The sequence below is a fragment of the Silvibacterium acidisoli genome (assembly GCA_022870745.1).
Lineage (GTDB): Bacteria > Acidobacteriota > Terriglobia > Terriglobales > Acidobacteriaceae > Silvibacterium.
This window is the reverse complement of the sequence record CP085323.1, coordinates 3,484,250-3,508,541: the sequence shown is the minus strand read 5'-3', so window position 1 is coordinate 3,508,541 and position 24,292 is coordinate 3,484,250. Positions and strand designations below refer to the sequence as shown.

Here is a 24,292-nt window from a genome sequence, read left to right as displayed (position 1 = left end):
TTCTCCGGAACTGCTTCGTAGCAGATGGAGAGTTCATGGCCCTGACACGACGAACCTTTCTCTCGCGCATCGCACAGGCTGGAGGTCTGGGCGCGGCTTATGTCAGCATGCGCGCGCTTGGCGTCATTCCTGCCGCAAGCCTCGAAGCAGAGACGATCAAAGGCGATCCTGCCACAGGCCGTGGCGTAAAGGTTGTGATTCTTGGCGGCGGCATCTCCGGACTGGTTGCCGCCTATGAACTACGCGCGCTTGGCTACCACTGCACTGTACTCGAAGCGCTGTCGAGACCCGGAGGCCGCAACTGGACGATTCGCGGCGGTGACGAGGTCGCCTTCACCGATGGAACGACCCAGCGATGTAGCTTCGACGCGGGCCACTATCAGAATGTAGGTCCTGCGCGCCTGCCTTCGAATCATCGCACCATGCTTGGCTACTGCAGAAAGCTGGGCATCCCTCTTGAAGTTGAAGTCAACACCTCACGCAGCACCCGGCTGCAGAATGACGCAGTCAACGGCGGCAAGCCCATCGTGCAACGCCAGGCGATGAACGACACACGCGGGCACGTGGCAGAGCTGCTCGAAAAGGCTCTCCGTTCCGGCGAGCTCGACCAGGAGCTATCGAAAGAAGATGTAGAGCGTATGCTCGCTTTCCTGAAGAGCTATGGCCCGCTTACGAAGGACGGCCGTTATGTGGGCTCGGAGAGAGCAGGTTATGCGACCGATCCTGGCGCGGGTGAAGATGATGGCCTTCTCAGCAAACCGCTTTCGATGCATACGCTGCTCGATGGCCACTTCTGGAACGATCTGTTAGCCGAGGAGTCATATGCATGGCAGGCGACGATGTTTCAGCCGGTCGGCGGTATGGACAGCATTCCTCACGCATTCGCACGCGAACTGGGCAAGACCGTGCAGTACAACTCGGTGGTGACACGGCTTGAAAAGATGGATCACGGCGTGCGTGCGACCTACACGCAGAAGGGTCACGAGAAGACCCTTGAAGCAGACTACTGTTTTACCTCAATGCCTCTGCACCTGCTGCGCAAAATTCCGAATAACCTCTCCGCTCCATACAAAAAGGTCATCGACGAGTGCGACTACGACGGCTACTGCAAGATTGCCTGGGAGAGCCGCCGCTTCTGGGAGCAGGACGAGAACATCTATGGTGGACTTGAATATGTCGAAGAGGGTTTGTCGCCGGTCTGGCTGCCTTCGGCCGATTTCTTCACCGATCGCGGCGTCCTGCTCTCAGGCTATGGTGCGGCCAAAGGAACTCCGCTCGACAGGATGAGCCTCCCCGAAAAATTCGAAGCCTCGCGCGCGTCGGTCGAGAAGCTGCATCCGGGCCACGGGAAAGAGCTGGAGAAGCCTGTCTACATTGGCTGGCATCTTGTGCCGCATCTTGAAGGCTCGTGGATCAACTCGTACGGTCCGCACCAGCCGCAGCGCGAAGACAGCGACGCGGTTGGAACTCGCAGGGGCGGCGATCATGCCAACGCGGGTTATCGAACCCTGTTGCAACCCGACGGATCGGTTTATTTCATCGGCGACTATGTGAGCTATCTCGTGGGCTGGCAGGAAGGCGCGGCGCTGAGTAGTTTGAGAGCAATTCGCATGTTGAATGAGCGGATTGCGAAGAACGCTTAGAGCGGTTACCTCACACATCCGCGCTCTTAATAATCCATCCTTGTCATTCGGAATGGTAAAAAGTTAGAGGCTTTGTTCAAAAACTCTGCTACACTACGGCTCTACTTCGACGAAAGGAAGGAACCATGAAGATGATAAATACTCCCGGCGATCCCAATGTCCCGGCCGTGTTCCTTCCCGGCGTCTCGCGCAGCTAGAACCAGTTTCTTCCGCGCAGCCTGAAGGCGGTCTCCGCTACTCCTCTTTCTAACTTGATCGATCCGGAAGCATTTGTGTCCGTGGTCTCTCATTTTTCAGCGAGTTTTCTTATGAGCGAAAGTTCAAACAACAACACAATCCGTGAAGTGCTGACATTTCTGCTGCGCCACTGGCGGCGCGAACGATGGATGGTGCTGTGGATCGCGGCATCGATGATGCTGGCGACAGGTGCGGACCTGCTGATGCCGATCTATTCAGGCAGGCTGGTAGACGCGATCGCGAAGCACGCATCCGGCCGCTCGCAGCAGTTGCACGACGCGCTGTACGCCATCATCATGATGTTGCTGCTGGGCGCGGCATACGCGGTGCTGCGCTACGTCGGAATGCGCGGAATCATTCGGCTGACGCTGCGGCTGATGTCGCGGTTTGCAGGCGAAGCCTTCTGGCGCGTGCAGCGTTTCTCGACCGACTGGCACGCAAACAACTTTGCCGGCGCGATCGTGCGTCGCATCACGCGCGGCATGTGGGCCGTCGACACGATGGACGACATCCTGCTGCTCGAACTGCTGCCCGCTGTACTGGTGCTGGTAGGTCTCGCGCTGCTGCTGGGCCTGCGCTGGCCGGGCATGGGTCTGCTGGTGACGATAGGTTCGCTGGCGTATATCGCCATCGCGATCTCTCTGTCGCTCTACTATGTGGCTCCGGCGGCGCGGCTGTCGAATATACAAGACACGCGCATCGGCGCATCCATGGCCGATGCGATCACCTGCAACGCAGTGGTGAAGTCCTTTGGCGCTGAAGGACGCGAAGACACGCGCCTCGCAAAGACACTGAACAAGTGGCACAGCCGCACGGCGCGAACGTGGATCCACGCGACACTCAACGGCAGTCTGCAGACGCTGCTGTTGCAGGGTTTGCGCACGGTGGTGCTGCTCTACGCGGTGTGGCAGTGGTGGCAGGGTCACGCAACCGCCGGCGACATGGCCTTTGTACTGACCAGCTACTTCATTGTGCATGCTTACCTGCGCGATATTGGGCAGCATGTGCGCAACATGCAGCGCTCGGCCAACGAGATGGAAGAGATGGTGCATTTCTACTCGCAGCCGCTGGGCGTTCTTGATCGGGCAGACGCCAGGCCGATCCGCATTCGTGAAGGCGAGATTGTTTATGACCATGTGACCTTCCGTTATGGAGCGCATGCCGATCCGCTGTTCAACGACTTCACTCTGCACATTCGTGCGGGAGAACGCGTAGGACTCGTCGGTCATTCCGGCTCCGGCAAAACGACCTTCGTGAAGCTGCTGCACCGGCTCTACGACGTGGGCGGCGGACGAATCGTCATCGACGGGCAGGACACCGCGCATGTGACGCAGGAGTCGCTGCGCGCACAGATGGCGCTGGTGCCGCAGGAGCCGATCCTCTTTCATCGCACGCTGGCCGAGAACATTGCATACGGCAGGCCGGATGCGCCGATGGCAGAGATCGTGAAGGCGGCGCAACTCGCCAACGCGAACGAGTTCATCGAGCGCCAGCCGAAGGGCTACCAGACGCTGGTAGGCGAACGCGGCGTGAAGCTCTCGGGAGGCGAGCGGCAGCGCGTGGCACTGGCGCGAGCCTTCCTGGCGAACACGCCGGTGCTGGTTCTCGACGAAGCGACTTCCAGCCTCGATTCGGAGTCGGAAGCGCTGATTCAGCAGGCGATGGAGCGGCTGATGGCTGGGCGCACTTCCATCGTGATCGCGCACCGGCTCTCGACGGTGCGGATGCTCGATCGCATTCTCGTCTTCGAACGCGGCCGCGTGGTTGAAGAAGGAACGCACGAGGAACTGGTGCAGCTCGAGGACGGCGTTTATCGCCGATTGTTCGAGCGACAGGCGCTGGGGCTGATGGTGGATGAGGCTGAGGAGGAGGTCTTCGACGATCAGTCGGATTACTCTGAGACTTTCTGAAACCGTCTCCATGAGTTTGTCATTCCGAGTGAAACGAGGAACCTGCTGTGTTGGGATGTTGGCGGGGCAAGGAAACAGCAGGTTCCTCACTGCGTTCGGAATGACAAGGCGCGTGGGGCTTTCAGTACATCGCTCCCACCCAAGCCGAGCTTGGATGGGGCACCCGCATCTGCGGCAAGCGAAATCGCCTACTGCACAGGCATCTTTGCCTGGTATCCATCTCTTGCGATGATGTCGTACTTCAGCGGCTTTTTCTTTTCGTCCTGCATGCGCAACGGGTGGCCTTCGTCGTCCACTAACTCGACGTGCAGCTTGCGGTAGGTTCCGTCCTGCGCGTTGTTCGTCGGGGTGTAGGTCAGCACGTACTGGTTGCGGATGGATTCGTTGATGGCTCCGAAGTCGTCCGGAAGTTCTCCTTCAAAGCGTGGGAAGAAGGCCATGCCTCCGGTCATGCGGGCGAAGGTGGTCATCTGGTTGTCGGCCTGCAGGTAATCCATCTGGCGGACCTGGCCCATGCGGTTTTCGCTCATGATGCGCGCGAACTGGCCGGTTCCGATCGAGAAGATAGTCACATTCGGCGTCGCTTTGATCTTCTGCAGCACCTTGTCGAGCGTGATCTTCGAGAAGGTGTCGCGGCCTGACGAGATCAGCACGATGTATTTGCGTCCGTCCACGCGGCTGAGGCGGTCGAGCGTCTGGTAAAGGGCATCGAAGAGATTCGTCTCGCGCCATGTCGGAATCGTCAGTGTGTTGAGTGCGTTGAAGACGGTCCGCTTGTCCTGCGTGAAGTCGGTCAGTATCTCGGTGTGCATGTCGTAGGTCATGACGGCTACGTAGTCGTCGGGACTGAGCTGCTGCGCGAAGGTATAGGCCGCGTTCCTCATGTCATAGATAAACGCATAGCTGTTGGCGGCGAACTCGACCAGCATTACAGCGGTGATGGGCGCCTTGACCTGCTGGAAATGAGTAATATCCTGCGGCTTGCCGTCTTCCCAGATGCGAAAGTTCTGCTGCTTCAGATTAGGTACGAACTGGTGCGTTTTCTCGAGCAGCACGCCCACATCTACCGTTACAACCGGCACATCGACGCGCAGGGAAAAGTTCTGCAATCCCGGAGGGTTCTTCACGGTCGGCGCGGGTGGTGGAGGAGGTGGCGGCGGCTGGTCCGCATCTTTCTTTTTCGGAATGGCGATGGAGCCGTTGTCACCGCCGGGTCCTCCGGCATCGGGGGCCTGTTGATCAGGCTGCGCGGGTTTCTGCTGCGTTTGCTGCTGGTCGGTCGGAGTGGGGGGCGGAGTCTGGGCCCAAGTCTGGGAAAAGGTCAGGACGGAGGTCGAGAGCAGCACGGCGGTACGAAGGACGACAGGGGCAAGGCGCGTCATAACTTCCTCGGCTTAAAGGCTACTCGATTGTGAGCCTGCCCGGCGACTCCCGGCAAGCGACAATCTATTACAGGGTTTTACTGGGATGACGGCAAGCGGCTACTCTAAAGACGTGCAAAACCCTCGACTGGATATTCGCGCGGGAGCGCTTTTTCTGGCGCTGCTGGGCACCGGCTTCGGCGCGCGGGCACAAAGTGTGCTCGATCAGGCCTCGCCGGAGGTCACTCCTCCGCCCTCGACAAGCTTCTTCCCTCTCGACCAGGTGAAGCGGGGGCTGCATGGAACCGCTTACACGGTTTTTGAAGGGACCAAACCCGAAGCGATGGATGTCGAGATTATCGGGTTGCTGCACGGCGCCATCGGTCCGGGGCAGGACATGATTCTGGCCCGCCTGCACGGCGCCAAGCCGGAATTCTCAGGCGTAGTCGCCGGCATGAGCGGCAGCCCCGTATATATCGACGGCAAATTGTTAGGGGCGCTTTCCTACCGTATCGGCCAGTTCAGCAAGGAACCTATTGCCGGTATTACGCCTATCGGCGAGATGCTCCAGGTGCGCGAGGGTGGTGGGGGCGACCGGCTGGTTGCGTCGCAATCGGGAGAAAGTGAGACAAAGCCTGTAGCCGCAGGCGCAGGCTCCGACGCGATCCGCCCCATAGAAACACCGCTGGTTTTCAGCGGATTCAGCGCGGAAGCTGTTTCGTTCTGGAATGACCATGCGAAGAGCCTCGGCCTAACCGGTGTCTCCGGTATCGGAGGCTCGGCCAGCGAGTCGATGAAGATGGCGGCAGTAACGCCCGGTTCGGTACTGCCCGGCTCCGCCGTAAGCGCACAGATTGTGCGTGGCGATATGGAGATCGCCGCAACCTGCACCGTGACTTACGTCGATCCTAAGCAGTTGCTGGCGTGCGGGCACCCGATTACTCAATACGGATCCATCTCGATGCCGATGACCAGAGCCGAAGTGCTGGCGACTCTGCCTTCGCCTTTAAATGCATTCAAGATCATCAACACAACTTCGACTATCGGGTCTTTCACGGCGGATCGCGAGACAGCGATTCGTGGCGAGTTTGGCCGCGAAGCGAAGATGATTCCTGTGGCTCTGCATCTGGATCGCGAAGGCACGCCGACAAAAACGCTGCACCTTGAAGTGATCGACCAGGACCAGGTGACTCCGATGGCGGTGATGGTGTCGGTCTTCCAGGGATTGATGGAAGACAACGGCTATGCCGTGGAGACGACCTATCGCGTGCGTGGAACGGTCAAGCTCGCCGGTTACCCGGATGTGAAGTTTGAGAATCTTGCCGCGCCGAGCGATCTTGCTCCATCAAACCTCATGGCTGCGCTCACACTTGGTGAACACTTCAACCGGCTGTATGCAAATGCAGCCCGCAGGGCAAGAGTTGAAGGCATCGACATTCACGTCGATGTGCTGCCCGGCCGCCACACCATCGCCATTGAATCGGCTCAGGCGGAGTTGAGCGACGTACACGCTGGTGACACGGTCACGATAGAAGCGACCGTGCGGCCGTGGCGCAGCGATCGCAAGACTGTTCGCGTTCCTGTGAAGCTACCGGCAACCTTGCCGGATGGTCCGGTGCGCTTGCTGGTAAGCGACGGCAGCGCGCTTGACAGGCTGATGCAGCCGCCGCAGATCGGCGGCCCTACACTCGATGTAGCGGCGACGATCGCACAACTCAACAACGAACATACTGACGACCGGCTTTACGTGACATTGCTCGCGCCGGAGACGCAGGCCTCCATCGAAGGGCGAACGCTGACCGCGCTGCCATTATCGATGGCGAATGTCCTCGAGCCGTTGCGTGACAATCGCAGCCTCACTTTAAATGGTGAATCGGCGGTGCCGCTTGGGTCTGTGGAAATGGGCGCTGTATTGAGCGGTCAACAAGTGGTCACTCTGCGGGTAAAATAGCGAAGGCGGCTCCAACCTCCACCCAAACGGAATGGGACCGAGAAGATTCCCTCCAGGCGACGAAAGAACGCGGATAAACGAGATGGCAATCATCAAAGGCTACGCCGTGCACGCGGCCGGGGCGGAACCACTGCCTTACAAGTTCGACCCGGGCGATCTGCACGAGAACGAAATTGAAGTGGATGTAACCCACTGTGCGCTGGGACGTCGCGATGCGACCCTCATCGATAACGACGGGAACATCAGCCAGTATCCATTTATTCCCGGACACGAGATCATCGGCACGGTTTCCGCTGTCGGCGCGAAGGTGAAGAATTTCGCCGTCGGTGATCGAGTCGGTATCGGCTGGCAGGCTGGCAGCTGCGGTGAATGCGAATGGTGCCTTAAAGGCGAGGAGAATTTCTGCGCCTCGGCGACATTCACCTGCGTACATCGCAATGGCGGGTTGGCGGATCGCGTCCGCATCCACTCGCGCTTCGCGTTTCCAATCCCCGTGAGCCTTGAAAGCGATACGGCGACACCGCTGCTTGCTGCCGGTGTTACGGCCTATGCTTCGATGCGTGCCTTCAACGTGGGCTCAAAAACAAGGGTCGGAGTGGTAGGCATCGGTGCGCTGGGGCACCTGGCGCTGCAGTTCGCACGCGCACTCGGGGCCGAGGTAACGGCTTTTTCCACCTCCGCCGACAAAGAGGCGGACGCTCATGCCTTTGGTGCGCATCACTTTGTAAACTCACGTGAGTCAAAGTCCATCACCAAGCTTGCAGGAGCTTTCGACCTGATTCTTTCCACCGCGGCAGGCGACCAGGAATGGGGCTCTTACATCCAGGCGCTTCGTCCGCATGGCACGCTTTGCTTTGCCGGCGCCCCCACCAAGCCGCTGAGCATCGCCGCGATCAGCCTGGTTTCCCCTGCCCGCCAGGTTGCGGGCAGCAACTTCGGCAGCCCGGCGAAGATCCGCGAAATGCTGACCTTCTCGGCACACCACGGAATCAGTGCGCGCATCGAGCGATTCCGTATGGCTGAGGCGAACCAGGCACTGAAACGTATCCGGACGAACCAGGTGCGATACCGCGCGGTGGTGGAGAACGGCTAACAGGCAGGAGCGGCTTTCCAGTAGACTCATCCTCAGCATGATGCGCCGTTCCGCACCTCTTCTCTGCTTTCTGTTTTTAGGCCTCAGCGTTGCGCACGGGCAGGGCACCCGTCTGTGGACGCAGTCCACGTTTGAAGAACTGGAGCACGGCAGGCCGGAAGGCGTGTCGATCACCAGCGACGGGCACCTGGCTGCCGGCCCCGGCAACCGTATGCTCTACTCCTCGCCGGCGACCTATGTATGGTCGATTGCCGCCGACAAGGCGGGTAACGCCTACCTGGCGACGGGAACGCCGGCAACCGTTGAGCGCGTAACTCCCGAAGGCAAGGCAACTACGCTCTTCACCAGCAAAGACTTAACCGTACAGACGGTTCGCGTCGGGCCGGATGGTTCGGTCTATGCGGCGACACTTCCGTCGGGGAAGGTGTACAAGCTTTCTCCCGATGCAAAAGAGCTGAACGAAGAGAATGCCACGGTCGTCTTCGATCCGGCCACGACAGCCGAAAAGCCGAAATATGTCTGGGATATGGCTTTTGACTCGCAAGGGAGGCTCTACATTGCCGCCGGCGGTCCGGCCGGCATCTATCGCGTCTCTGCCGGCCAGAAGCCGGAGCTGTTTTTCAAGAGCGACGAGCAGCATATTCGCGCGCTGGCCTTCGACGCGCAGGGCAACCTCATCGCCGGCTCCGATGGCAGCGGGCTGGTCTATCGCATCGATAAAAACGGCAGAGGATACGTCATCTACGATGCGCCCAAGCCGGAGGTCACGGCGCTGGCGCTCGGTGCAAACGGATCGATCTATATTTCGACGGTCGGAGAAAAAGGCCGGAACACGCTGCCTCCCCTGCCTGCGCAAGGCATTGCAACTGTAACCGCTACGATTACGATTGTGCAGCCGGGCTCAGTGCAAGCCTTCAACAACAACACGCTCATACCGGACGGCTCGGAGATTTACGAGATCGCCCCGAACGGCGCTCCGCGCAAGCTCTGGAACGACAAGGACGATATCGTCTACGCGCTGCACTGGACACCACAGGGATTGCTCGCCGCTACCGGCAATCGCGGACGCGTCTATCGGATTGATGAGAGCGGCGGGTATGCCGATATCGCGCACCTCGAGTCCTCGCAGGCGACGGGCTTCGCTGACTCACCGAACGCGCTGTACGTGGCCACGGCAAACTCCGGCAAGCTCTACACCATGACGCATGGTGATGCACCGAAGGGCACATACACCAGCGACGTGTTTGACGCGGGAGTGTTCGCAAAGTGGGGACGCGCGGAAGTCGAAAGCGCCGGTCAGTCCTTCGAATTTTATGCACGCGCAGGGAACGTAGAAAATCCGGAACGCGCATGGAGCGACTGGAAGAAGGTGACACCGAATGTCGGCCCGCTCGGCCTCGAACCGGCTCGCTTTGTACAGTGGAAGGCGGAGCTGCATGCCGGTGCGGATGTCTCATCCGTCGGCCTGAATTACCTGCCGGTCAATGTCGCGCCGGTGGTGGATGAGGTCGTTGTCGAACCGGGAGCGCGTGTGAACGCAGCAGCACAGCAGCAGCCTTATCCGCAGCCGGTCGTCATCAACTTCCCCAACCAGAACAGCGGTGTCGTCAGCTTCAACGCCGAGCCGGGGCGCGAGCCGCTCGCAGCAATCAAGGACAAGAACGCTGTCACCCTGCGCTGGCTTGCCCATGACGACAATGGCGACGATCTGCGTTTTGCCGTCTACTATCGCGGCGAGGGCGAACATAACTGGCAACTGCTGAAGAAAAACATCGCAGACCGCTATCTCACTTTCAATGCGTCTCTGCTTCCCGACGGCCCTTACCGGCTGAAGGTGGTCGCGACGGATGCCGCGTCGCATAACGCCGGCGAGGCGATGACCGGAGAGAAGGTCAGCAGCCGTTTCGCGATCGACACCACTCCTCCCTCGGTCTCGAACTTAGTAGCAAAGCTTGTTGGCGGGAAGATTCATGTGAACTTCACCGCAACCGATGTCGCCACGCCGATCTCACACGCCGAGTACTCGGTCGATGCCGGGCCATGGCAGTACATGGAGCCGGTAGGTCAGATCTCCGATTCTCTCAGCGAGCAGTTCGACTTCGATGCCGCTCTGAATCCCGCGAACGCCGAAGGCAACGAGCATGTGATTACGGTACGTGTCTTCGACCGCGATGAGAATTCTGTTGCGGCGAAAAGCGTGGTGCACTAAATGCGTATTCGTTTGCTGGCGGCACTGCTCTTCGCTCCTTCGCTGCTGGCGCAGTGCGTGAGCCATTCGTGGGAATCACTGTGGAAGACAGCCGCTCCGGTACACGATGCGAAGCAATTCGCTCAGCTGCTGCCTGCCGGAGCAGAGGTGCGTTACGCCGTCACGCTTTCAAACCGTGATGAATTCGTCGCCTACGTACCGGCGGGCGCACGACCCAAGGAAGATCCGCAGGACGGGGGATTTCTCTTCGTACGCGGCGGCAAAGTTGTTCTGCGCCAGTCGCTGTTGGGCGTAGCAAACTGGAAGAAATTTGCCAGGGACATCGGGCCGGCGGACAAGCCTGCATTCAGTGTCTTCGTTAACGAATTCTGCGCGAACGAACAGCCTCGCGTCGCGCTTGGCTTTTCGGCCTGCTGCAGCGATGCCAGCGCGGTACTCTACTTCCTCGTCACGCTGGACCATGGCGAGTACAAGCTTGCACAGCTGCCGGTTGTCGGCGGAGGACGCCTGCAGATTTTTCCCCGCGATCCCGTGCAGCTACGCGTTTGGAGCGGCAAAGAGGATGGCAAGTGCGAAGAGTGCGAGCAGCACTTTCGCGTCTCAGACTATCGCGTTGTGAACGGCGCCCCGACTCTGTTCGACACAAAAGAAAGCTTGCAGATGTACAAGCCGGGCGAGTTTGCGCCGCACCGCATTTCTCTCGAGAGCGCGAGGCCCTGACCGTGCGCTTTGAGCTCTTCGTCGCAGCCCGCTATCTACGAGCCAAGCGCCGCCAGGCAGTGGTGGGCGTCATCACGATTATTTCGATCGTGGGCGTGACCGTAGGCGTGGCTTCGCTGATCGTTGCCCTCGCCATCACCAATGGAATGCGGCTCGATCTGCAAAACAGCCTCGTAAACTCTACCGCCCATGTGCAACTGATGAGGGTACAGAACGACGGCATCAAGGATTGGCGGGCACTCACAGAGAAGCTGCGGCACACTCCACACGTTACGGCAGCGGCAGCAGCGCTGTACGATCCCGTGCTGGTATCGCGCGGCGCACTTTCCGGCGGCGCGATGCTGAAAGGTATTGTCCCCAGTGAAGAGCGGACGGTAAGCGATCTGCTGACAAAGCTTGTCTCCGGCTCTGCGGCCGCGCTCTCCGAGGACTCAGACGATTCGGCAGAGGCAGCAACGCCTCCAGTGGTTATCGGATCCGATCTTGCTGACACCATCGATGCGAAGGTCGGCTCGACAGTAAACGTGATCAGCCCGCAGGGCGAGCTTACACCCTACGGACTTATGCCGAAATATCGACGCTTCCGCGTTGTCGGCATCTTCCATTCTGGTTTCTATCAGTACGATTCGGGTTACGGATTCATCCGTCTGAAGGATGCGCAAACGCTCTTTGGCGAGCCGGACCTCGTCTCCGTCATCTCATTCAATGTCGATGACCTCTACCATGCGGACCGCGTAGGCAAGGCCATCGAAGGCCAGGCAGGGCCGGGATTCCTGACCACCAACTGGATGGAGCAGAACCGGACGCTCTTCCGCGCTCTTCGCCTTGAACAGGTTGGCACCTTCATCGTGATTGGCCTGATCGTCTGCGTGGCCGCCCTGAATATTCTCATTGCGCTCATCATGATGGTGATGGAAAAGACCAAAGACATCGCCGTGCTCATGTCCATGGGTGTAAGCGCGGGGCAGATCCGGCGCATCTTCCTGCTGCAGGGCGTGCTCATCAGCGTGATCGGCACGGTGCTTGGCCTCGCGCTGGGGTACCTGCTGACATTCCTTGGCGCACGTTATCCGCTGCACCTTTCGGCGGAGGTCTATTCGATCGACTATCTGCCTTTTGCGCCCACGGTAATGGATGGCATCATGGTCACGCTAGTTTCGCTTGGCGTGTCGCTGCTGGCAACGCTCTATCCTTCGAGCGCCGCGGCGAAGGTCCTGCCTGCCGAGGCATTGCGCTATGAATAAGATCGCCGCCGTACTGATCCTGCTTGTTCTTGTTCCACTTGCACACGCATATTCTGTACTGACGCACGAACAGATCATCGATCTTGCCTGGAAGGATTCGATCCGCCCGGTTCTGCTGAGCCGCTTTCCGAATACGACAGAGGCCGAGCTGCTAAGAGCCCACTCGTACGCCTATGGCGGCTGCGCAATCCAGGATGCAGGTTATTACCCTTTCGGCAAGGCGTTCTTCAGCGATCTGACACATTACGTTCGCACCGGAGACTTTGTCTCTGCGCTGATCCGCGACGCACGCAATGTAGACGAGCTGGCTTTCGCTCTCGGAGCTCTCTCGCACTATGTCGGAGACAACTTCGGTCATCATGACGCGGTTAATCCTTCCACCGCGATCGCGTTCCCCAACCTGGCGGCAAAGTACGGACCAATCGTCACGTATGACGACAGCCCGCACGGGCACGTGCGCACAGAATTCGCCTTCGACATCGACCAGCTCAGCAAGCACCGGCTGGCTCCGTCAGCTTATCTCCGTCACGTTGGCCTGCGGGTATCGGCGCGGCTGCTGGATCAGGCTTTCTACGAAACCTACGGACTCCACGCGAACAAGATCATAGGAAAGGAGCGGGCTGCCATTTCCAGCTATCGCTGGTCCGTGCGCGGATTTCTTCCTGCCTTCGCCTATGCCGAGGTGCTTCTCCATCGAAAGAGCTTTCCGCAGGACGTGAGCACGCCAGCGTTCGATGCCTATGCACAGCGGGTGTCGCAGGCAGATTTCTCAAACGGCTGGGAGCAGTACCGCAAGAAGCCCGGCATCCGTACTCACGTGCTGGCCTTCCTGATCGTCATCGTGCCGAAGATCGGTGCTGCATCCGACCTGGCCATTCGCGGACCAAACGAGCAGACGGAACAAATGTATTTCGACAGCGTCAATCAAACGCTGGCTCGATATGAGCAGCTGTTAGATCAGGCCAGGTCGGCTTCAACAAACCAGCACAGCGCGAGTCTGCAGATAGAGAACCGGGATCTCGATACGGGTGCAAGGGTTCGGCCGGGTGGGTATCCGCTGACCGACCAGACCTACGCCAAACTGCTAGACCGGCTTTCAAAAACAGAAAATCCGCTGCCGGAGCAGCTGAAAAACGATGTGCTCGCGTACTATGCCGATCCCGATGCCCCGATCGTCACCCGGAAGAACCCTGGGGCCTGGCAGAAAGTGCAGCGCGAGCTATCCCAGATCAAGACCATGCCGGTCGTCGCGCAAATTCCTTAAGTTCTGCATCTAAATAAGTTCCGTACCGAGTTTTGCACAGGTTTTTGTGACGCCGAAAGCGGCGTTGCATCCTTTTTTTCCCATCCGGGTCAAAAGATGATAGGCATAGATATGGAGCATCTTTCACCCACGCCGAGCGCGCCCAGCGCATCTTCTCCTGCCGTATATGGCGGACCAGCGGCAAGCGTGCGCTCCAACGTCCTCGAAGTCAGCAATCTGCGTAAGGAATACACGACCGGCCGGGGAAAACTGGTGCTCTTCGACGGCCTGAGCTTCACAGTGGCCACTGGAGAAATGCTCGCCATCGTAGGCGAATCAGGAGCGGGAAAGAGTACCCTCCTTCATCTCCTTGGTGCTCTTGATACCCCATCAGCGGGTGACGTATACTGCGCCTCAATTCACTTGAAGAGTCTTTCCACCAGGGACGCCGCTGCCTTTCGCAATCGCGAAGTCGGCTATGTCTGGCAGTTTCACTACCTGCTGCCGGAGTTCACCGCTGCCGAAAATGTGGCCATGCCGCTGCTCGCGCGCGGCGAGGGCCATAAGCAGGCGATACAGAAGGCAAAAGACTGGCTGAACGAGGTGGAACTGGCGGATCGCGCCACCCATCGCGCGGGAGAGCTGTCGGGCGGCGAGCAGCAGCGGGTTTCGCTGGCACGCGCCCTGGTCACTGAACCGAAAGTGCTATTGGCCGATGAGCCTACAGGGGATTTGGACAGCCGTACCGCGGGCGTAGTTTTTGAATTAATCGAACGGCTACACAAAAGCCACTCGCTTACGTCTGTTATCGTGACGCACAATATGACCCTGGCGGCTGGATGCGACAGGGTTTTGCGGCTGCAGAAGGGCCGCATGGAAGAGATTGAGGAGTTCGTTTCTCCGGTGGTGTAACCGGAGGAAGCATTTGCCGGGAGACCGGCGTTTCGTGGGATGGTTGCAGACGACCGCACCCAGCCTGAAGGCCGAACCTAACCTTTGACCGCTACTTTTTTGGTCCGGGTCGGCGCATTGGGACTAAGGTACTGGCTGGTTTCGAGTACCTGGCGTTTACGCCGGGATTGGAAGACGGCCTTCACCTTGCAGGGGGAACATGTTCGAGCGCTATACAGAAAAAGCACGTCGCGTCATCTTCTTCGCGCGTTACGAGGCCAGCCAGTTCGGCTCCCCGTACATCGAGACGGAACATCTTTTGCTTGGACTCCTACGGGAGGACAAGGTTTTGACCAATCGCTTCCTTCGTTCCCACGCTTCGGTTGAATCGATTCGCAAGCAGATTGAAGGACACACCACGATCCGGGAGAAGGTTTCGACCTCGGTCGACCTGCCGCTCTCGAATGAATGCAAGCGCGTTCTCGCGTATGCCGCTGAAGAAGCCGAGCGGCTCTCGCACAAACACATCGGTACGGAACATCTGCTTCTCGGCCTGCTGCGCGAAGAAAAGTGCTTCGCAGCCGAGATTCTGCATGAGCGCGGCCTGAAGCTTGTCGCCATTCGCGAAGAACTGGCCCGCACGACGCAGGAAAAGGCTCCGCAGCAGCAGCGCAATCGCGAGTCGAGCCTGCTGGCAGAGTTCTCGCGCGACCTGACACAGGCCGCCATGGACAACCAGCTCGATCCGCTGGTGGGCCGCGACCAGGAAGTCGAGCGCGTCGTCCAGATCCTGTGCCGCCGCACCAAGAACAATCCTGTTCTGATCGGCGAGCCGGGCGTCGGCAAGACGGCTATCGTAGAAGGCCTTGCGCAGCGCATTGCCGACGGTGAAGTGCCGAGCTTCCTCGCTGAAAAGCGGGTGCTCGCTCTCGACCTGTCGCTGATCGTTGCCGGAACCAAGTACCGCGGCCAGTTCGAAGAGCGCCTCAAGACCATCATGAAGGAACTGATGGAGAATCAGAACTCCATCGTCTTCATCGATGAGCTGCACACGCTGGTAGGCGCCGGATCGGCCGAGGGTTCCCTCGATGCGGCCAACATCCTGAAACCTGCTCTTTCGCGCGGCGAGATTCAGTGCATCGGCGCAACCACGCCGGGCGAATATCGCAAGTCGATCGAGAAGGACCGCTCACTCGAGCGCCGCTTCCAGGCTGTGAAGGTTCCGCCGCCGAACGAAGAAGACGCGATCAAGATCATCATGGGTATCAAGGACCGCTATGAGAAGTTCCATGCGGTCAGCTATACCGATGACTCCATCGCATTCGCCGTTTCGCATTCGAACCGCTACATCCCCGATCGCTTCCTGCCCGATAAGGCTATCGATCTGATCGACGAAGCAGGCGCCCGCGTCAAGCTGCGCCAGACTTCCCTGCCCGAAGAGATCACCGAGGTTCAGAAGCGGATCAAGTTCATCGTGCACCGCATGGAAAATGCCATTGCGAACCACGAGTTCGAGAAAGCCCGTTTCTACTCCGACGAAGAGCGTAAGGAGCGCGAAAACCTGCGCGCCCTGCGTGACAAGTATCACCTCGATGACTCGACGGCAGGCATTGTCAGCCGTGAAGACATCGAAGACGTGGTGAGCCGTTGGACCGGCGTGCCCATCATGTCGATCAAGGAAGAAGAGACGCAGAAGCTGCTGCGCGTCGAAGAAGAGCTGCACAAGCGCGTCATCTCGCAGGACAAGGCCATCTCGGCGCTTGCTCGCGCGATCCGCCGCTCGCGTGCCGGTCTCAAGTCTCCGCATCGCCCCATCGGCTCATTCCTCTTCCTGGGACCAACCGGTGTCGGCAAGACGGAGATGGCTCGTACGCTGGCGCAATTCCTCTTCGGCTCGGAGAAATCGCTGATCCGCTTCGATATGTCGGAGTTCATGGAGAAGCATTCGGTCTCGAAGCTGATCGGTTCGCCTCCGGGATACGTGGGCTACGAGGAAGGCGGACAGCTGACCGAACGGGTCAAGCGCTCGCCGTACTCTGTTGTCCTGCTCGACGAAATCGAGAAGGCGCATCCGGATGTCTTCAACATCCTGCTGCAGGTTTTTGAAGACGGCCAGTTGACCGACGGACTCGGCAACACCGTCGACTTCAAGAACACGATCATCGTGATGACTTCGAACATCGGCGCGCGGCACTTGCAGCGGAAGCAGGGTCTTGGCTTCCAGAGCGACCGCGAAGACATGGTGATGGAGAAGATCGAAGACCTGGTGAAGAACGAGGTGAAGCGCACCTTCAACCCCGAGTTCCTCAACCGTATCGACGAGATCATCCTCTTCCAGTCGCTGACCGATGCCGACCTCATCCAGATTGTCGAGCTGCTGCTGGCGCAGCTGAACGCCAACCTGGTGCAGAAGGCCATCACCATTTCGGTGACGGACGACGCCAAGAAGTGGATCCTCGACAAGACGATGACCGACCGCAGCTACGGAGCGCGTCCGCTGCGCCGCGCACTGCAGCGCTACGTGGAAGACCCGCTCTCGGAAGCCCTGATCGCCGGCAACATCAGCGAGCGGCCGGCCTTCCTGGAGGTCTATCTCGAAAACAACCAGCTGTACTACCGGCCCATCGGCATGGAAGGCGTCGAGAAGCCGGATGGGATCCTGCTCTACAGCTAGATCTCGCGTCTGAACCCAAAAGAAAACCCCGCCAAGGCGGGGTTTTCTTTTTGCATCTCGATGGATCGCCTAGGAGGTCTTCTCTGGCGGAACATCGCCGAACAAGCGCGAGATTTCGAGCGCCGCGTGGCGAATCTTCGCCCAATCGGCGTCGACCGAAGCGAGCTTCTCTTTCAGAAAAGCCTGCGGAGACTCATCGCTATCGACACGCGAGAGGGGCGGCCTTGCCAGGTGAGCGACTGCCGCTTTGCGCTGCGCGTCGAACCACTGCTCCAGTTCCTTGCCGGCTTTTTCGATGGCATCCCAGCTCTCGTTCAGCACCTTGAGGTTTTCGCGGAAGAGCTCGGCGCCCTCGCTCACAGAAGCCACCGCGGCAGCGGGCGTTACTGCCGGAGCGTCTGTGCGTTCAATCGGTTGATCCATGTACTTCCTTTCCTGATCGTTGACTATGCTTGAAGCCGGCTCATTCACGAGAGGCTGAGCTACGGATGGAATCTCCGGGGCCGGGGCCGGCGGTGAGACTGTGACCGGCGCTTGTGGCGTCGTACGAACTGCTGCGGCTGCTGCGGCAGACGAGGCTGCTACCGAAGCCGTCCTTGTGGGAGCCGTTGCAGGTTCAGCCGGGGTTTTGATCGCCCAGGCGATGCCTGTCTTCACTACCGGCTGGTCAACCGGCTCAGATACAGGAGCTTCGGAGACCGCAACAGCGGCTTTCGTGGCCGGTTGGTTCGGCGCCCGATTCTGCGCCGAATGCACCGGCAGGGGATCGACGGCAACAACCTTGGCACTCGTCAGAGCTTCGATCAGGCGCTCCGCCGATTTTTCCTCGCTGAACGGCTCGAAACCGTGGCGGCGACGGCTATCGCTTTCCCACCTTGCCTCTTCCCGCTCCTTGCCCGCGATGCGCATCGAGACCAGCCACGGCAGTATCAGAATGAACGCCACACCGATACCGTCGGAAACAGGCACGGCTATGGGAAAGTTCTGTCCAATTTCACCCTGCGTCCCGAGCGCGTAAAAGACCGAGACCGTGAGGACGAGAAGTGTCATTCCGGCGGTCCAGGTACCATCCTTGCGGTCGAGATCCATGCCGCTGCGGCGAATTTCAAAAACGCCCCAGCCGAGACACAGGACCCAGGCCACCGCAAAAATGGCAAACGCGATCCAGGTAGTGTGCGCTTGTTTCTGAACTTCCTGGGCGGCGACCGTCAGGCTGGCGAGAAAACTGCTATCGGTTACCGAAAAAGGCGGTATCGGGACACAGAGAAGGGAGACGACAGACAGGCATGCGAGAAGCCCGTAACAGGCCGCAAGCGACGGCAGATGTTTTTCTGTCGATTCCAATGAGACGATTCCTCGGCTTATGCGCCCGGCACCTATGCTAGCAGCGAAACCCCTGTGCATTCGGTGAAATGTGATGCAGAGGGCGCGTCAATATCTTGTTGCCTCAATAAGTTACGAAGAATCAGCGGCTTCTGTGGCGAAGAACCAATGCTGCCGGACGGGTTTCGGACAGGGGCTTGTTTCCAGCCACGAAGGCGCCAGACCACACGCTTACTTAGAGCATCGAAAAGTGCCTTCAATACCCTGAATGAAACCACTAAGCCTTTATCTAGTAACAATTTGAGCGGGATCGATAAACCGCTAAGTGAAGCTGGGTAAGCGATCCTCACGCATATAAGAAAAAGGCCCATCCTTGCCGGACGGGCCCGCGGAGCATGCGCGTGTTGCCGTAGTTAGATCTGGACGACTTTCTTCGCCGCCGTGACTGCGTTCGAAGCTGTCTCCACTGCGTCTTCGACGATCCCACGGCCGCGCTTCACATACTTCTCAGCATGATCGCCAAGCGTATCGGCGGTGTCTTTGATGTAGTCGCTTGCGTCTTCAAAGCTGCGACGAAGCTGGCGACGTGTCTTTTCACCGGTCTGCGGTGCATAAATCAGGGCGACGGCTGCGCCTGCGGCAACTCCGACGGTGAAAACAGCCCAGAACTTGATGGTATTCATAAATGCGCTCCTCGGTCAGCGTCAAAAATCTTTCACAGTAAGAGGCCCATCCAGTGGATGGGGTTGCCGTGCGTGCTACCAAAGTGGGAAACGGCGATTCCACTTTTAGACCCGATCCGATACCGGAGTGCTATGGAGAGGCGGACAACTTCAGGAGATCCTAAGTGCGTCAGGTAAGAGGACATTTCAACCGGAAACGGATAAGGGCTCATCGCCATCATGCATGATCTGATCATCGCCTCAATCTTTATCGCCATTCTCCTCGCACCCAGCACTCTTGCCTCTATCAGCCGCAAGAGCAGCGAAGAAGACGCATAAGTTCGATTCCCCGAAGCTACGCCTGTTGCTGAAAGAAAAAGGCCGCTCCATGAAGCGGCCTTTCCTATTTCCGGTACTCGATCAGGAGCCGGTGACGATCTCCGAAAAGTCGGCGATCGATGAAAAGCTGCCGAGCACAGTCGCGATGAGAGCGAGTCGATTCTGGCGTACTGCCGGGTCCTCAGCCATAACCATGACCTTGTCAAAGAACGCGTCGACATGCGGACGCAGTGTGGCGACCTGCTCCAGTGCAGCGGGGTATTCGCCCTTCTGCCGGAAGCTGGAAACCACCGGGTCGAGCCGGGTGACATGTTCGAACAGGTTGCGTTCAGCGGCGTCGATCAACGCCGCCTGGCTAACGCTAACCGATTCTTTTTCAGCAGATTGCCGCAGAATGTTCTTAATACGCTTGAACGCCACGGAGATGGCGGCGAAGTCGGCGGAGGCGCGGACCTCTGCGACAGCTTCAGCGCGGGCAATGGCGTCGCGGATATCGTCGTATCCGGCTGCCAGCACGGCATTGACTACGTCGTAGGCGAAGCCCTTAACCTCGCGAAGATAGAACTCGACACGTTCGCGGAAGAAGTTCGAGAGCGTATCGTTTCCGGCTACTCCCAGATCGGAGAGACGAATCGGCAGGCTCGACTCAGCCAGGATCTTCACAATGCCGTTGGCGGCGCGGCGCAAGCCGAAGGGGTCTTTTGAACCTGTCGGCTCCAATCCGATGCCGAACATGGCGGAGATGGTCTGGAAGCGGTCTGCGAGGCCGAGCAGCTGGCCTTCCGTCGTGGGAGGAATCGGGTCCTCGATACCGGCGGGAGAATACTGCCAGTAGATCGCCTCGGCTACTGCTTCACCGAGACCCTGCGCGCGTGCGTAAAGACCGCCGACGATTCCCTGCAGCTCGGTAAATTCCTTGACCAGCTCCGCGGTCAGGTCGGTCTTGGCCAGTTCCGCGGCCTTGACGAGAGCGGCCTGGTCTACCGAAGCTCCGCGTTCGAGCGAAAGCGCGGCCAGGGACTCGGCGATCTTCAGATTTGCTTCGGTCTTGGCGTAGTAGCTGCCAAGGTCCTTCTGGAAAGTGACGGACTTCAGCTTCTCGACTCGATCAATGAGAGGGATCTTCTGATCGACATCCCAGAAGAAGCGTGCGTCATTGAAGCGGGCGCGAAGCACGCGCTCGTTTCCGTGACGGATAATCTCTGCTGCCCGTTCGTCAGGGCGGGTGTTCAGGACAGCGAGGAAATATGGCGCGAGCTTTCCGCTGGCGTCCTCGACAGCGAAGTACTTCTGATGGTCGCGCATGACGGTGACCAGAACTTCTTCGGGAAGCGCCAGAAACTCGGGCTGAAATCCTCCCAGGATTACCGAAGGCCACTCGGTCAGGTGCGTGACAGCATCGACCAGGGCATGATCTTCACGCCAGCGCGCTCCGGGGACGGCCCGTGTGGCGGCGTCGAGATCTTTGCGGATGCGGTGGCGGCGCAGCTCCACATCGGCGGTGACGTGGGCGGCTTCAAGCACTCCGAGATAGTCGGCAGCGTGCTCAATGGTGAGTGCAGAATCGCCGTGAAGGATCCGGTGGCCGTAGGTCAGATTGGCGGCGTGAACGCCAGCGAACTCGACGGGAACAATCTGGTGATCGAGCAGGGCGACGAGCCACTTTACTGGACGAACAAAGCGCTCGGGCTTCCCGGCGCGCCAGTACATGTTCTTCGGCCAGTAGATGGAAGCGATTTCTTTCGGTAGCTGCTCAGTCAGGATTTCCAAAGTCGTCCGGCCCTTGCGCAGCACTTTCGCGGAGATGTACTCGCCCTTGCCGGTGGTGGTCTTCTGCAGGGCTGCGACATCGATTCCGGCGCGCTTCGCGAAAGCGTGGGCGGCTGGAGTCGGCTCTCCGTTTTTGAAAGCGACACTCCAGGATGGTCCCGTAAGTTGTTCTTCGATATCGGATTGCGCTACCTCGACATTGGTTACGAGGACCGCGATACGGCGTGGCGTGGAGTAGCTGTGCAGGTCATGATCGGCAGCGAGCAGGCGCTCGCGATCAAGCAGATCTTTGACGCGTTTCGCCAGCTCGGCCTGTGCGGCGGCGATCATGCGTGCGGGAATTTCTTCAAGTCCTACTTCAAGGAGAAAGTTCATTTCAATCCAGCGAGGTGGGTAACCTCAGGGGCTAAAGCCCCTTATCTTGCTATGTTTTCATGGCAGTGCTAAAGCACTGCCCTAACTGTTGTTTCTCAATCCGCCTGTTGTGAAGCGTAGGCTTTCGCGATGCCGACAGCCAGGGTGCGAATTCGGGCGATGACGCCGACGCGCTCCGTTACCGAGATTGCACCTCGGGCATCGAGCAGGTTGAAGAGGTGCGAGCACTTCAGGCAGAGGTCGTAGGCTCCGAGCACCGGGAAGCGCTTCTGCTGGAGCTTGATGTTTTCCTCCGGCTGCTCTTCTCCGTCGTGGACCAGGCGGTCGTGGATCTTCTCCTGGCGCTCTGCCTTCTTTTCCTGCTTTGGAGAGAAGCTGTCGTTGTAGCTGGTGATCAGCGCCTGGCATTCGGCTTCATAAAGCCGCAGGTGTTCCCAGAGGTTGGCGACCTCAGCAGCTTCGAAGTTGTAGACGGAAAGCTGAAGCTCTTCCTGCAGGCGAACCTCGCCATAGGTGATCGCCTTTCCTGTCCTCGGATCGCGAGCCCAGACGATGTCGTAGATGGAATCGACATCCTGCAGGAAGGCGGCGAGGCGCTCGAGTCCGTAGGTGATCTCTCCCGAAATAGGATCGAGGTCGATGCCACCGCACTGCTGGAAGTAGGTGAACTGTGTGACTTCGAGGCCGTCGAGCATCACCTGCCAGCCGATTCCCCATGCACCGAGGGTCGGTGACTCCCAGTTGTCTTCCTCAAACTTGATGTCGTGCTCGGAGAGGTCGATGCCCACCGCTTCGAGAGAGGCGAGGTAGACCTCCTGAATGTCGGACGGCGGCGGCTTGAGGATGACCTGGAGCTGGGTGTGCTTGTAAAGCCGGTTCGGGTTCTCACCATAACGGCCGTCGGCTGGACGGCGCGAGGGCTGCGCATAGGCGATGTTGATCGGCTTTGGGCCAAGGACGCGCAGAAAGGTGTCGGGCGACATGGTGCCGGCTCCGACTTCAATGTCATAGGGCTGCTGGAGCACACATCCCCGCTCGGCCCAGAAACTCTGCAGGCGGAACAGCAGTTGCTGGAAAGTGAGCGGCTCGGATGGGGCAGAGGTCTTCGCGGTTGTAATCGTCGCTGGCACTTGAACTTCCGTAAGAATCGTTACTGGGAATTTTACACGTGCGGGGCGGACGATGACCTTTACGGACGGTTAAAGCGAGGTCTGGCCGAGAGCCTGCGCTACCTTTGCAGCGATCTCGTCCTGAACCTGGATGCGATCGTGGAAGGGACGATCGTAGGTGCCGGCCCACAGAACTGTACCGGTGTGGGCGCGTACCAGCCGGACGGCGATGCGGACGCGATCTCCCGACTTCCGAACGCTCCCGTCTACCACGTACGCCACATCCAGCGACCTGGCCATGTCGGCCAAGGGAAGCTGCTTGTCCTTGTAATAAAAGACGGCAGTCGGCGCCGAGACATGAAGGCCGTGCAGCTTACTAAGGTCGTCGATCAGCTCCTCGGTCATGCCGTCAGCAAATTCTTCTTCCTGCATGCCCGCCGTGAGATCGAGGAACGGCAGCACGGCGATGGCGGCGGACTGGTGCCGGTGGGCGCTGAAAATGCGTGGATAAAAGAAGAGGCCGCCCAGAACCAGGATCAGCGACGCAGCCATGGCGGCGATAGCCAGGTCGCGGCGGCGATGGCGGGGTAATGCAGCGGGCGGCGTTTCCTGTCTCGGAGCGGTTACCGGCGCGATCAACCGGTAGCCGAGGCGGGGTACCGTCACGATGTAGGCCGGTTGTTTGGGATCGTCTCCAAGCAGGCGGCGGAGCGAAGCAATAGCCTGGTAGACGGAATCCTGTGAGACGGTTACACCCGACCACGCATCGGCCAACAGATCTTCGCTGCTGACGATTTCCCCGGGGCGCGCGGCGAGCGCCAGAAGCAGGCGCATGGTGCGTACTTCGAGCCGGGTCGACTCCCCGTTTCGGCTGATGGTTCCAGTGCCGGAATCGACGATCCACTCGCCAATGCAAATACGCTTCTGGGGTTCGGTTTCCATGGGAGTGACCTTCTGTTTGTACCAGAATGCCCGGAAACAAGCGTCTGGAGATGGACGGAATGTGGATTTCAGAACGATTCAGGGTGTTTCAGGGCGGTTTTGGCTGACTCCGGGATAGGGTTCGGCTTGAAAGCGAGGACTCTACGGATGACGAAATACCATTTTCCGATGGCAATTGCCATTGGAGGTGCCATTGCCGGAACGCTCGACCTGACCCAGGCCTGCCTGCTCTTCGGATGGGATATCCCTCTTTCGATTGCCGGAGGACTTATCGGCCAGCGAGCCTTCCATGGCGGGGCGTGGACTTATGCCCTGGGTGTACTGCTGCACTATTTCATCGCATTAAGCTTCGCCGGCGTTTATTACGCCGCGAGCCGGAGGCTGCGTTTTCTTGTGGAGTATCCGCTGATCTGCGGGTTGATCTATGGCGCCATCGTGGAAGAGGTCATGAACCTAGTTGTGCTTCCGCTGTCGGCTCTGCATGCGCGTGGTCCATATACACTGCATGACCTGCTGATGGGGCTCAGTGTGCATATGGTGGTCATGGGTTTGCCGATTGCTTACAGTGTGCGGCGGTTTAGGAGCTAGCAGCTGTG

General features: G+C 59.1%; 17 protein-coding genes. 11 read left to right on the top strand and 6 right to left on the bottom strand.

Annotated features, from left to right (window positions below; translation table 11 throughout):
- Window positions 1-35: 35 nt before the first annotated feature.
- Window positions 36-1,643 carry a flavin monoamine oxidase family protein gene (locus tag LJD29_RS14650; RefSeq protein WP_446742289.1) on the top strand — a complete coding sequence of 536 codons (1,608 nt, stop codon included), beginning with the start codon at window positions 36-38 and terminating at the stop codon, window positions 1,641-1,643.
- Between the two features lie 308 nt (window positions 1,644-1,951).
- Complete coding sequence (locus tag LJD29_RS14645; RefSeq protein ID WP_446742288.1) at window positions 1,952-3,790, top strand: ABC transporter ATP-binding protein; 1,839 nt, start codon at window positions 1,952-1,954, stop codon at window positions 3,788-3,790.
- A 188-nt stretch (window positions 3,791-3,978) separates the two neighbouring features.
- Here LJD29_RS14645 and LJD29_RS14640 read toward each other — a convergent pair whose 3' ends face one another.
- Window positions 3,979-5,172, bottom strand: coding sequence for a VWA domain-containing protein (locus LJD29_RS14640; protein WP_446742287.1), 1,194 nt, complete (start codon window positions 5,170-5,172; stop codon window positions 3,979-3,981).
- Window positions 5,173-5,284: 112 nt separating this feature from the next.
- Here LJD29_RS14640 and LJD29_RS14635 point away from each other — a divergent pair, with 112 nt between their 5' ends.
- From LJD29_RS14635 to LJD29_RS14600, 8 genes are all read left to right on the top strand, one after another.
- On the top strand, window positions 5,285-7,102 hold the full coding sequence (locus LJD29_RS14635; RefSeq protein WP_446742286.1) for a SpoIVB peptidase S55: 1,818 nt from the start codon (window positions 5,285-5,287) through the stop codon (window positions 7,100-7,102).
- An 82-nt stretch (window positions 7,103-7,184) separates the two neighbouring features.
- Window positions 7,185-8,195 (top strand): NAD(P)-dependent alcohol dehydrogenase, encoded by a 1,011-nt coding sequence (locus LJD29_RS14630; protein WP_446742285.1) that lies wholly within the window; start codon window positions 7,185-7,187, stop codon window positions 8,193-8,195.
- Between the two features lie 37 nt (window positions 8,196-8,232).
- Window positions 8,233-10,404, top strand: a complete 2,172-nt coding sequence (locus LJD29_RS14625) for a fibronectin type III domain-containing protein (RefSeq protein WP_446742284.1) — start codon at window positions 8,233-8,235, stop codon at window positions 10,402-10,404.
- The gene (locus LJD29_RS14620) at window positions 10,405-11,124 is read left to right on the top strand and encodes a hypothetical protein (protein WP_446742283.1); all 720 of its coding nucleotides are present in this window, start codon (window positions 10,405-10,407) and stop codon (window positions 11,122-11,124) included.
- A 2-nt stretch (window positions 11,125-11,126) separates the two neighbouring features.
- Window positions 11,127-12,368: an FtsX-like permease family protein gene (locus LJD29_RS14615; RefSeq protein WP_446742282.1), complete on the top strand. Its 1,242-nt coding sequence runs from the start codon at window positions 11,127-11,129 to the stop codon at window positions 12,366-12,368.
- Window positions 12,361-13,632 carry a zinc dependent phospholipase C family protein gene (locus LJD29_RS14610; RefSeq protein ID WP_446742281.1) on the top strand — a complete coding sequence of 424 codons (1,272 nt, stop codon included), beginning with the start codon at window positions 12,361-12,363 and terminating at the stop codon, window positions 13,630-13,632. Before LJD29_RS14615 ends, LJD29_RS14610 begins: the two co-directional genes overlap by 8 nt.
- Window positions 13,633-13,743: 111 nt before the next feature.
- Window positions 13,744-14,523 (top strand): ABC transporter ATP-binding protein, encoded by a 780-nt coding sequence (locus tag LJD29_RS14605; protein WP_446742280.1) that lies wholly within the window; start codon window positions 13,744-13,746, stop codon window positions 14,521-14,523.
- 199 nt (window positions 14,524-14,722) lie between these two features.
- Complete coding sequence (locus LJD29_RS14600) at window positions 14,723-17,176, top strand: ATP-dependent Clp protease ATP-binding subunit (RefSeq protein ID WP_446742279.1); 2,454 nt, start codon at window positions 14,723-14,725, stop codon at window positions 17,174-17,176.
- 69 nt (window positions 17,177-17,245) lie between these two features.
- Here the strand turns inward: LJD29_RS14600 and LJD29_RS14595 are convergent, their stop codons facing one another.
- The 5 genes from LJD29_RS14595 to LJD29_RS14575 all read right to left on the bottom strand — a co-directional run bounded on the left by LJD29_RS14595 (window position 17,246) and on the right by LJD29_RS14575 (window position 23,696).
- Entirely contained in the window at window positions 17,246-18,520 is a 1,275-nt protein-coding gene (locus LJD29_RS14595) for a hypothetical protein (RefSeq protein WP_446742278.1), read from the bottom strand.
- 392 nt (window positions 18,521-18,912) lie between these two features.
- Complete coding sequence (locus LJD29_RS14590; protein ID WP_446742277.1) at window positions 18,913-19,182, bottom strand: YtxH domain-containing protein; 270 nt, start codon at window positions 19,180-19,182, stop codon at window positions 18,913-18,915.
- A 399-nt stretch (window positions 19,183-19,581) separates the two neighbouring features.
- The gene (gene glyS / locus LJD29_RS14585; protein ID WP_446742276.1) at window positions 19,582-21,645 is read right to left on the bottom strand and encodes a glycine--tRNA ligase subunit beta; all 2,064 of its coding nucleotides are present in this window, start codon (window positions 21,643-21,645) and stop codon (window positions 19,582-19,584) included.
- Between the two features lie 95 nt (window positions 21,646-21,740).
- Window positions 21,741-22,775 (bottom strand): glycine--tRNA ligase subunit alpha, encoded by a 1,035-nt coding sequence (locus LJD29_RS14580; RefSeq protein ID WP_446742275.1) that lies wholly within the window; start codon window positions 22,773-22,775, stop codon window positions 21,741-21,743.
- A gap of 69 nt (window positions 22,776-22,844) precedes the next feature.
- The gene (locus tag LJD29_RS14575) at window positions 22,845-23,696 is read right to left on the bottom strand and encodes a winged helix-turn-helix domain-containing protein (RefSeq protein WP_446742274.1); all 852 of its coding nucleotides are present in this window, start codon (window positions 23,694-23,696) and stop codon (window positions 22,845-22,847) included.
- A gap of 168 nt (window positions 23,697-23,864) precedes the next feature.
- Between LJD29_RS14575 and LJD29_RS14570 the strand changes: the two genes are divergently transcribed.
- Window positions 23,865-24,284, top strand: coding sequence for a hypothetical protein (locus tag LJD29_RS14570; protein ID WP_446742273.1), 420 nt, complete (start codon window positions 23,865-23,867; stop codon window positions 24,282-24,284).
- Window positions 24,285-24,292: the final 8 nt, after the last annotated feature.

What these genes read in the sequence shown, in the direction of transcription:
- LJD29_RS14650 (WP_446742289.1), top strand. Translation starts at nt 36, where the DNA reads ATGGCCCTGACACGACGAACCTTTCTCTCGCGCATCGCACAGGCTGGA.
- LJD29_RS14645 (WP_446742288.1), top strand. Translation starts at nt 1,952, where the DNA reads ATGAGCGAAAGTTCAAACAACAACACAATCCGTGAAGTGCTGACATTT.
- LJD29_RS14640 (WP_446742287.1), bottom strand. Translation starts at nt 5,172, where the DNA reads ATGACGCGCCTTGCCCCTGTCGTCCTTCGTACCGCCGTGCTGCTCTCG.
- LJD29_RS14630 (WP_446742285.1), top strand. Translation starts at nt 7,185, where the DNA reads ATGGCAATCATCAAAGGCTACGCCGTGCACGCGGCCGGGGCGGAACCA.
- LJD29_RS14625 (WP_446742284.1), top strand. Translation starts at nt 8,233, where the DNA reads ATGATGCGCCGTTCCGCACCTCTTCTCTGCTTTCTGTTTTTAGGCCTC.
- LJD29_RS14620 (WP_446742283.1), top strand. Translation starts at nt 10,405, where the DNA reads ATGCGTATTCGTTTGCTGGCGGCACTGCTCTTCGCTCCTTCGCTGCTG.
- LJD29_RS14610 (WP_446742281.1), top strand. Translation starts at nt 12,361, where the DNA reads ATGAATAAGATCGCCGCCGTACTGATCCTGCTTGTTCTTGTTCCACTT.
- LJD29_RS14605 (WP_446742280.1), top strand. Translation starts at nt 13,744, where the DNA reads ATGGAGCATCTTTCACCCACGCCGAGCGCGCCCAGCGCATCTTCTCCT.
- LJD29_RS14600 (WP_446742279.1), top strand. Translation starts at nt 14,723, where the DNA reads ATGTTCGAGCGCTATACAGAAAAAGCACGTCGCGTCATCTTCTTCGCG.
- LJD29_RS14590 (WP_446742277.1), bottom strand. Translation starts at nt 19,182, where the DNA reads ATGAATACCATCAAGTTCTGGGCTGTTTTCACCGTCGGAGTTGCCGCA.
- glyS (WP_446742276.1), bottom strand. Translation starts at nt 21,645, where the DNA reads ATGAACTTTCTCCTTGAAGTAGGACTTGAAGAAATTCCCGCACGCATG.
- LJD29_RS14575 (WP_446742274.1), bottom strand. Translation starts at nt 23,696, where the DNA reads ATGGAAACCGAACCCCAGAAGCGTATTTGCATTGGCGAGTGGATCGTC.
- LJD29_RS14570 (WP_446742273.1), top strand. Translation starts at nt 23,865, where the DNA reads ATGGCAATTGCCATTGGAGGTGCCATTGCCGGAACGCTCGACCTGACC.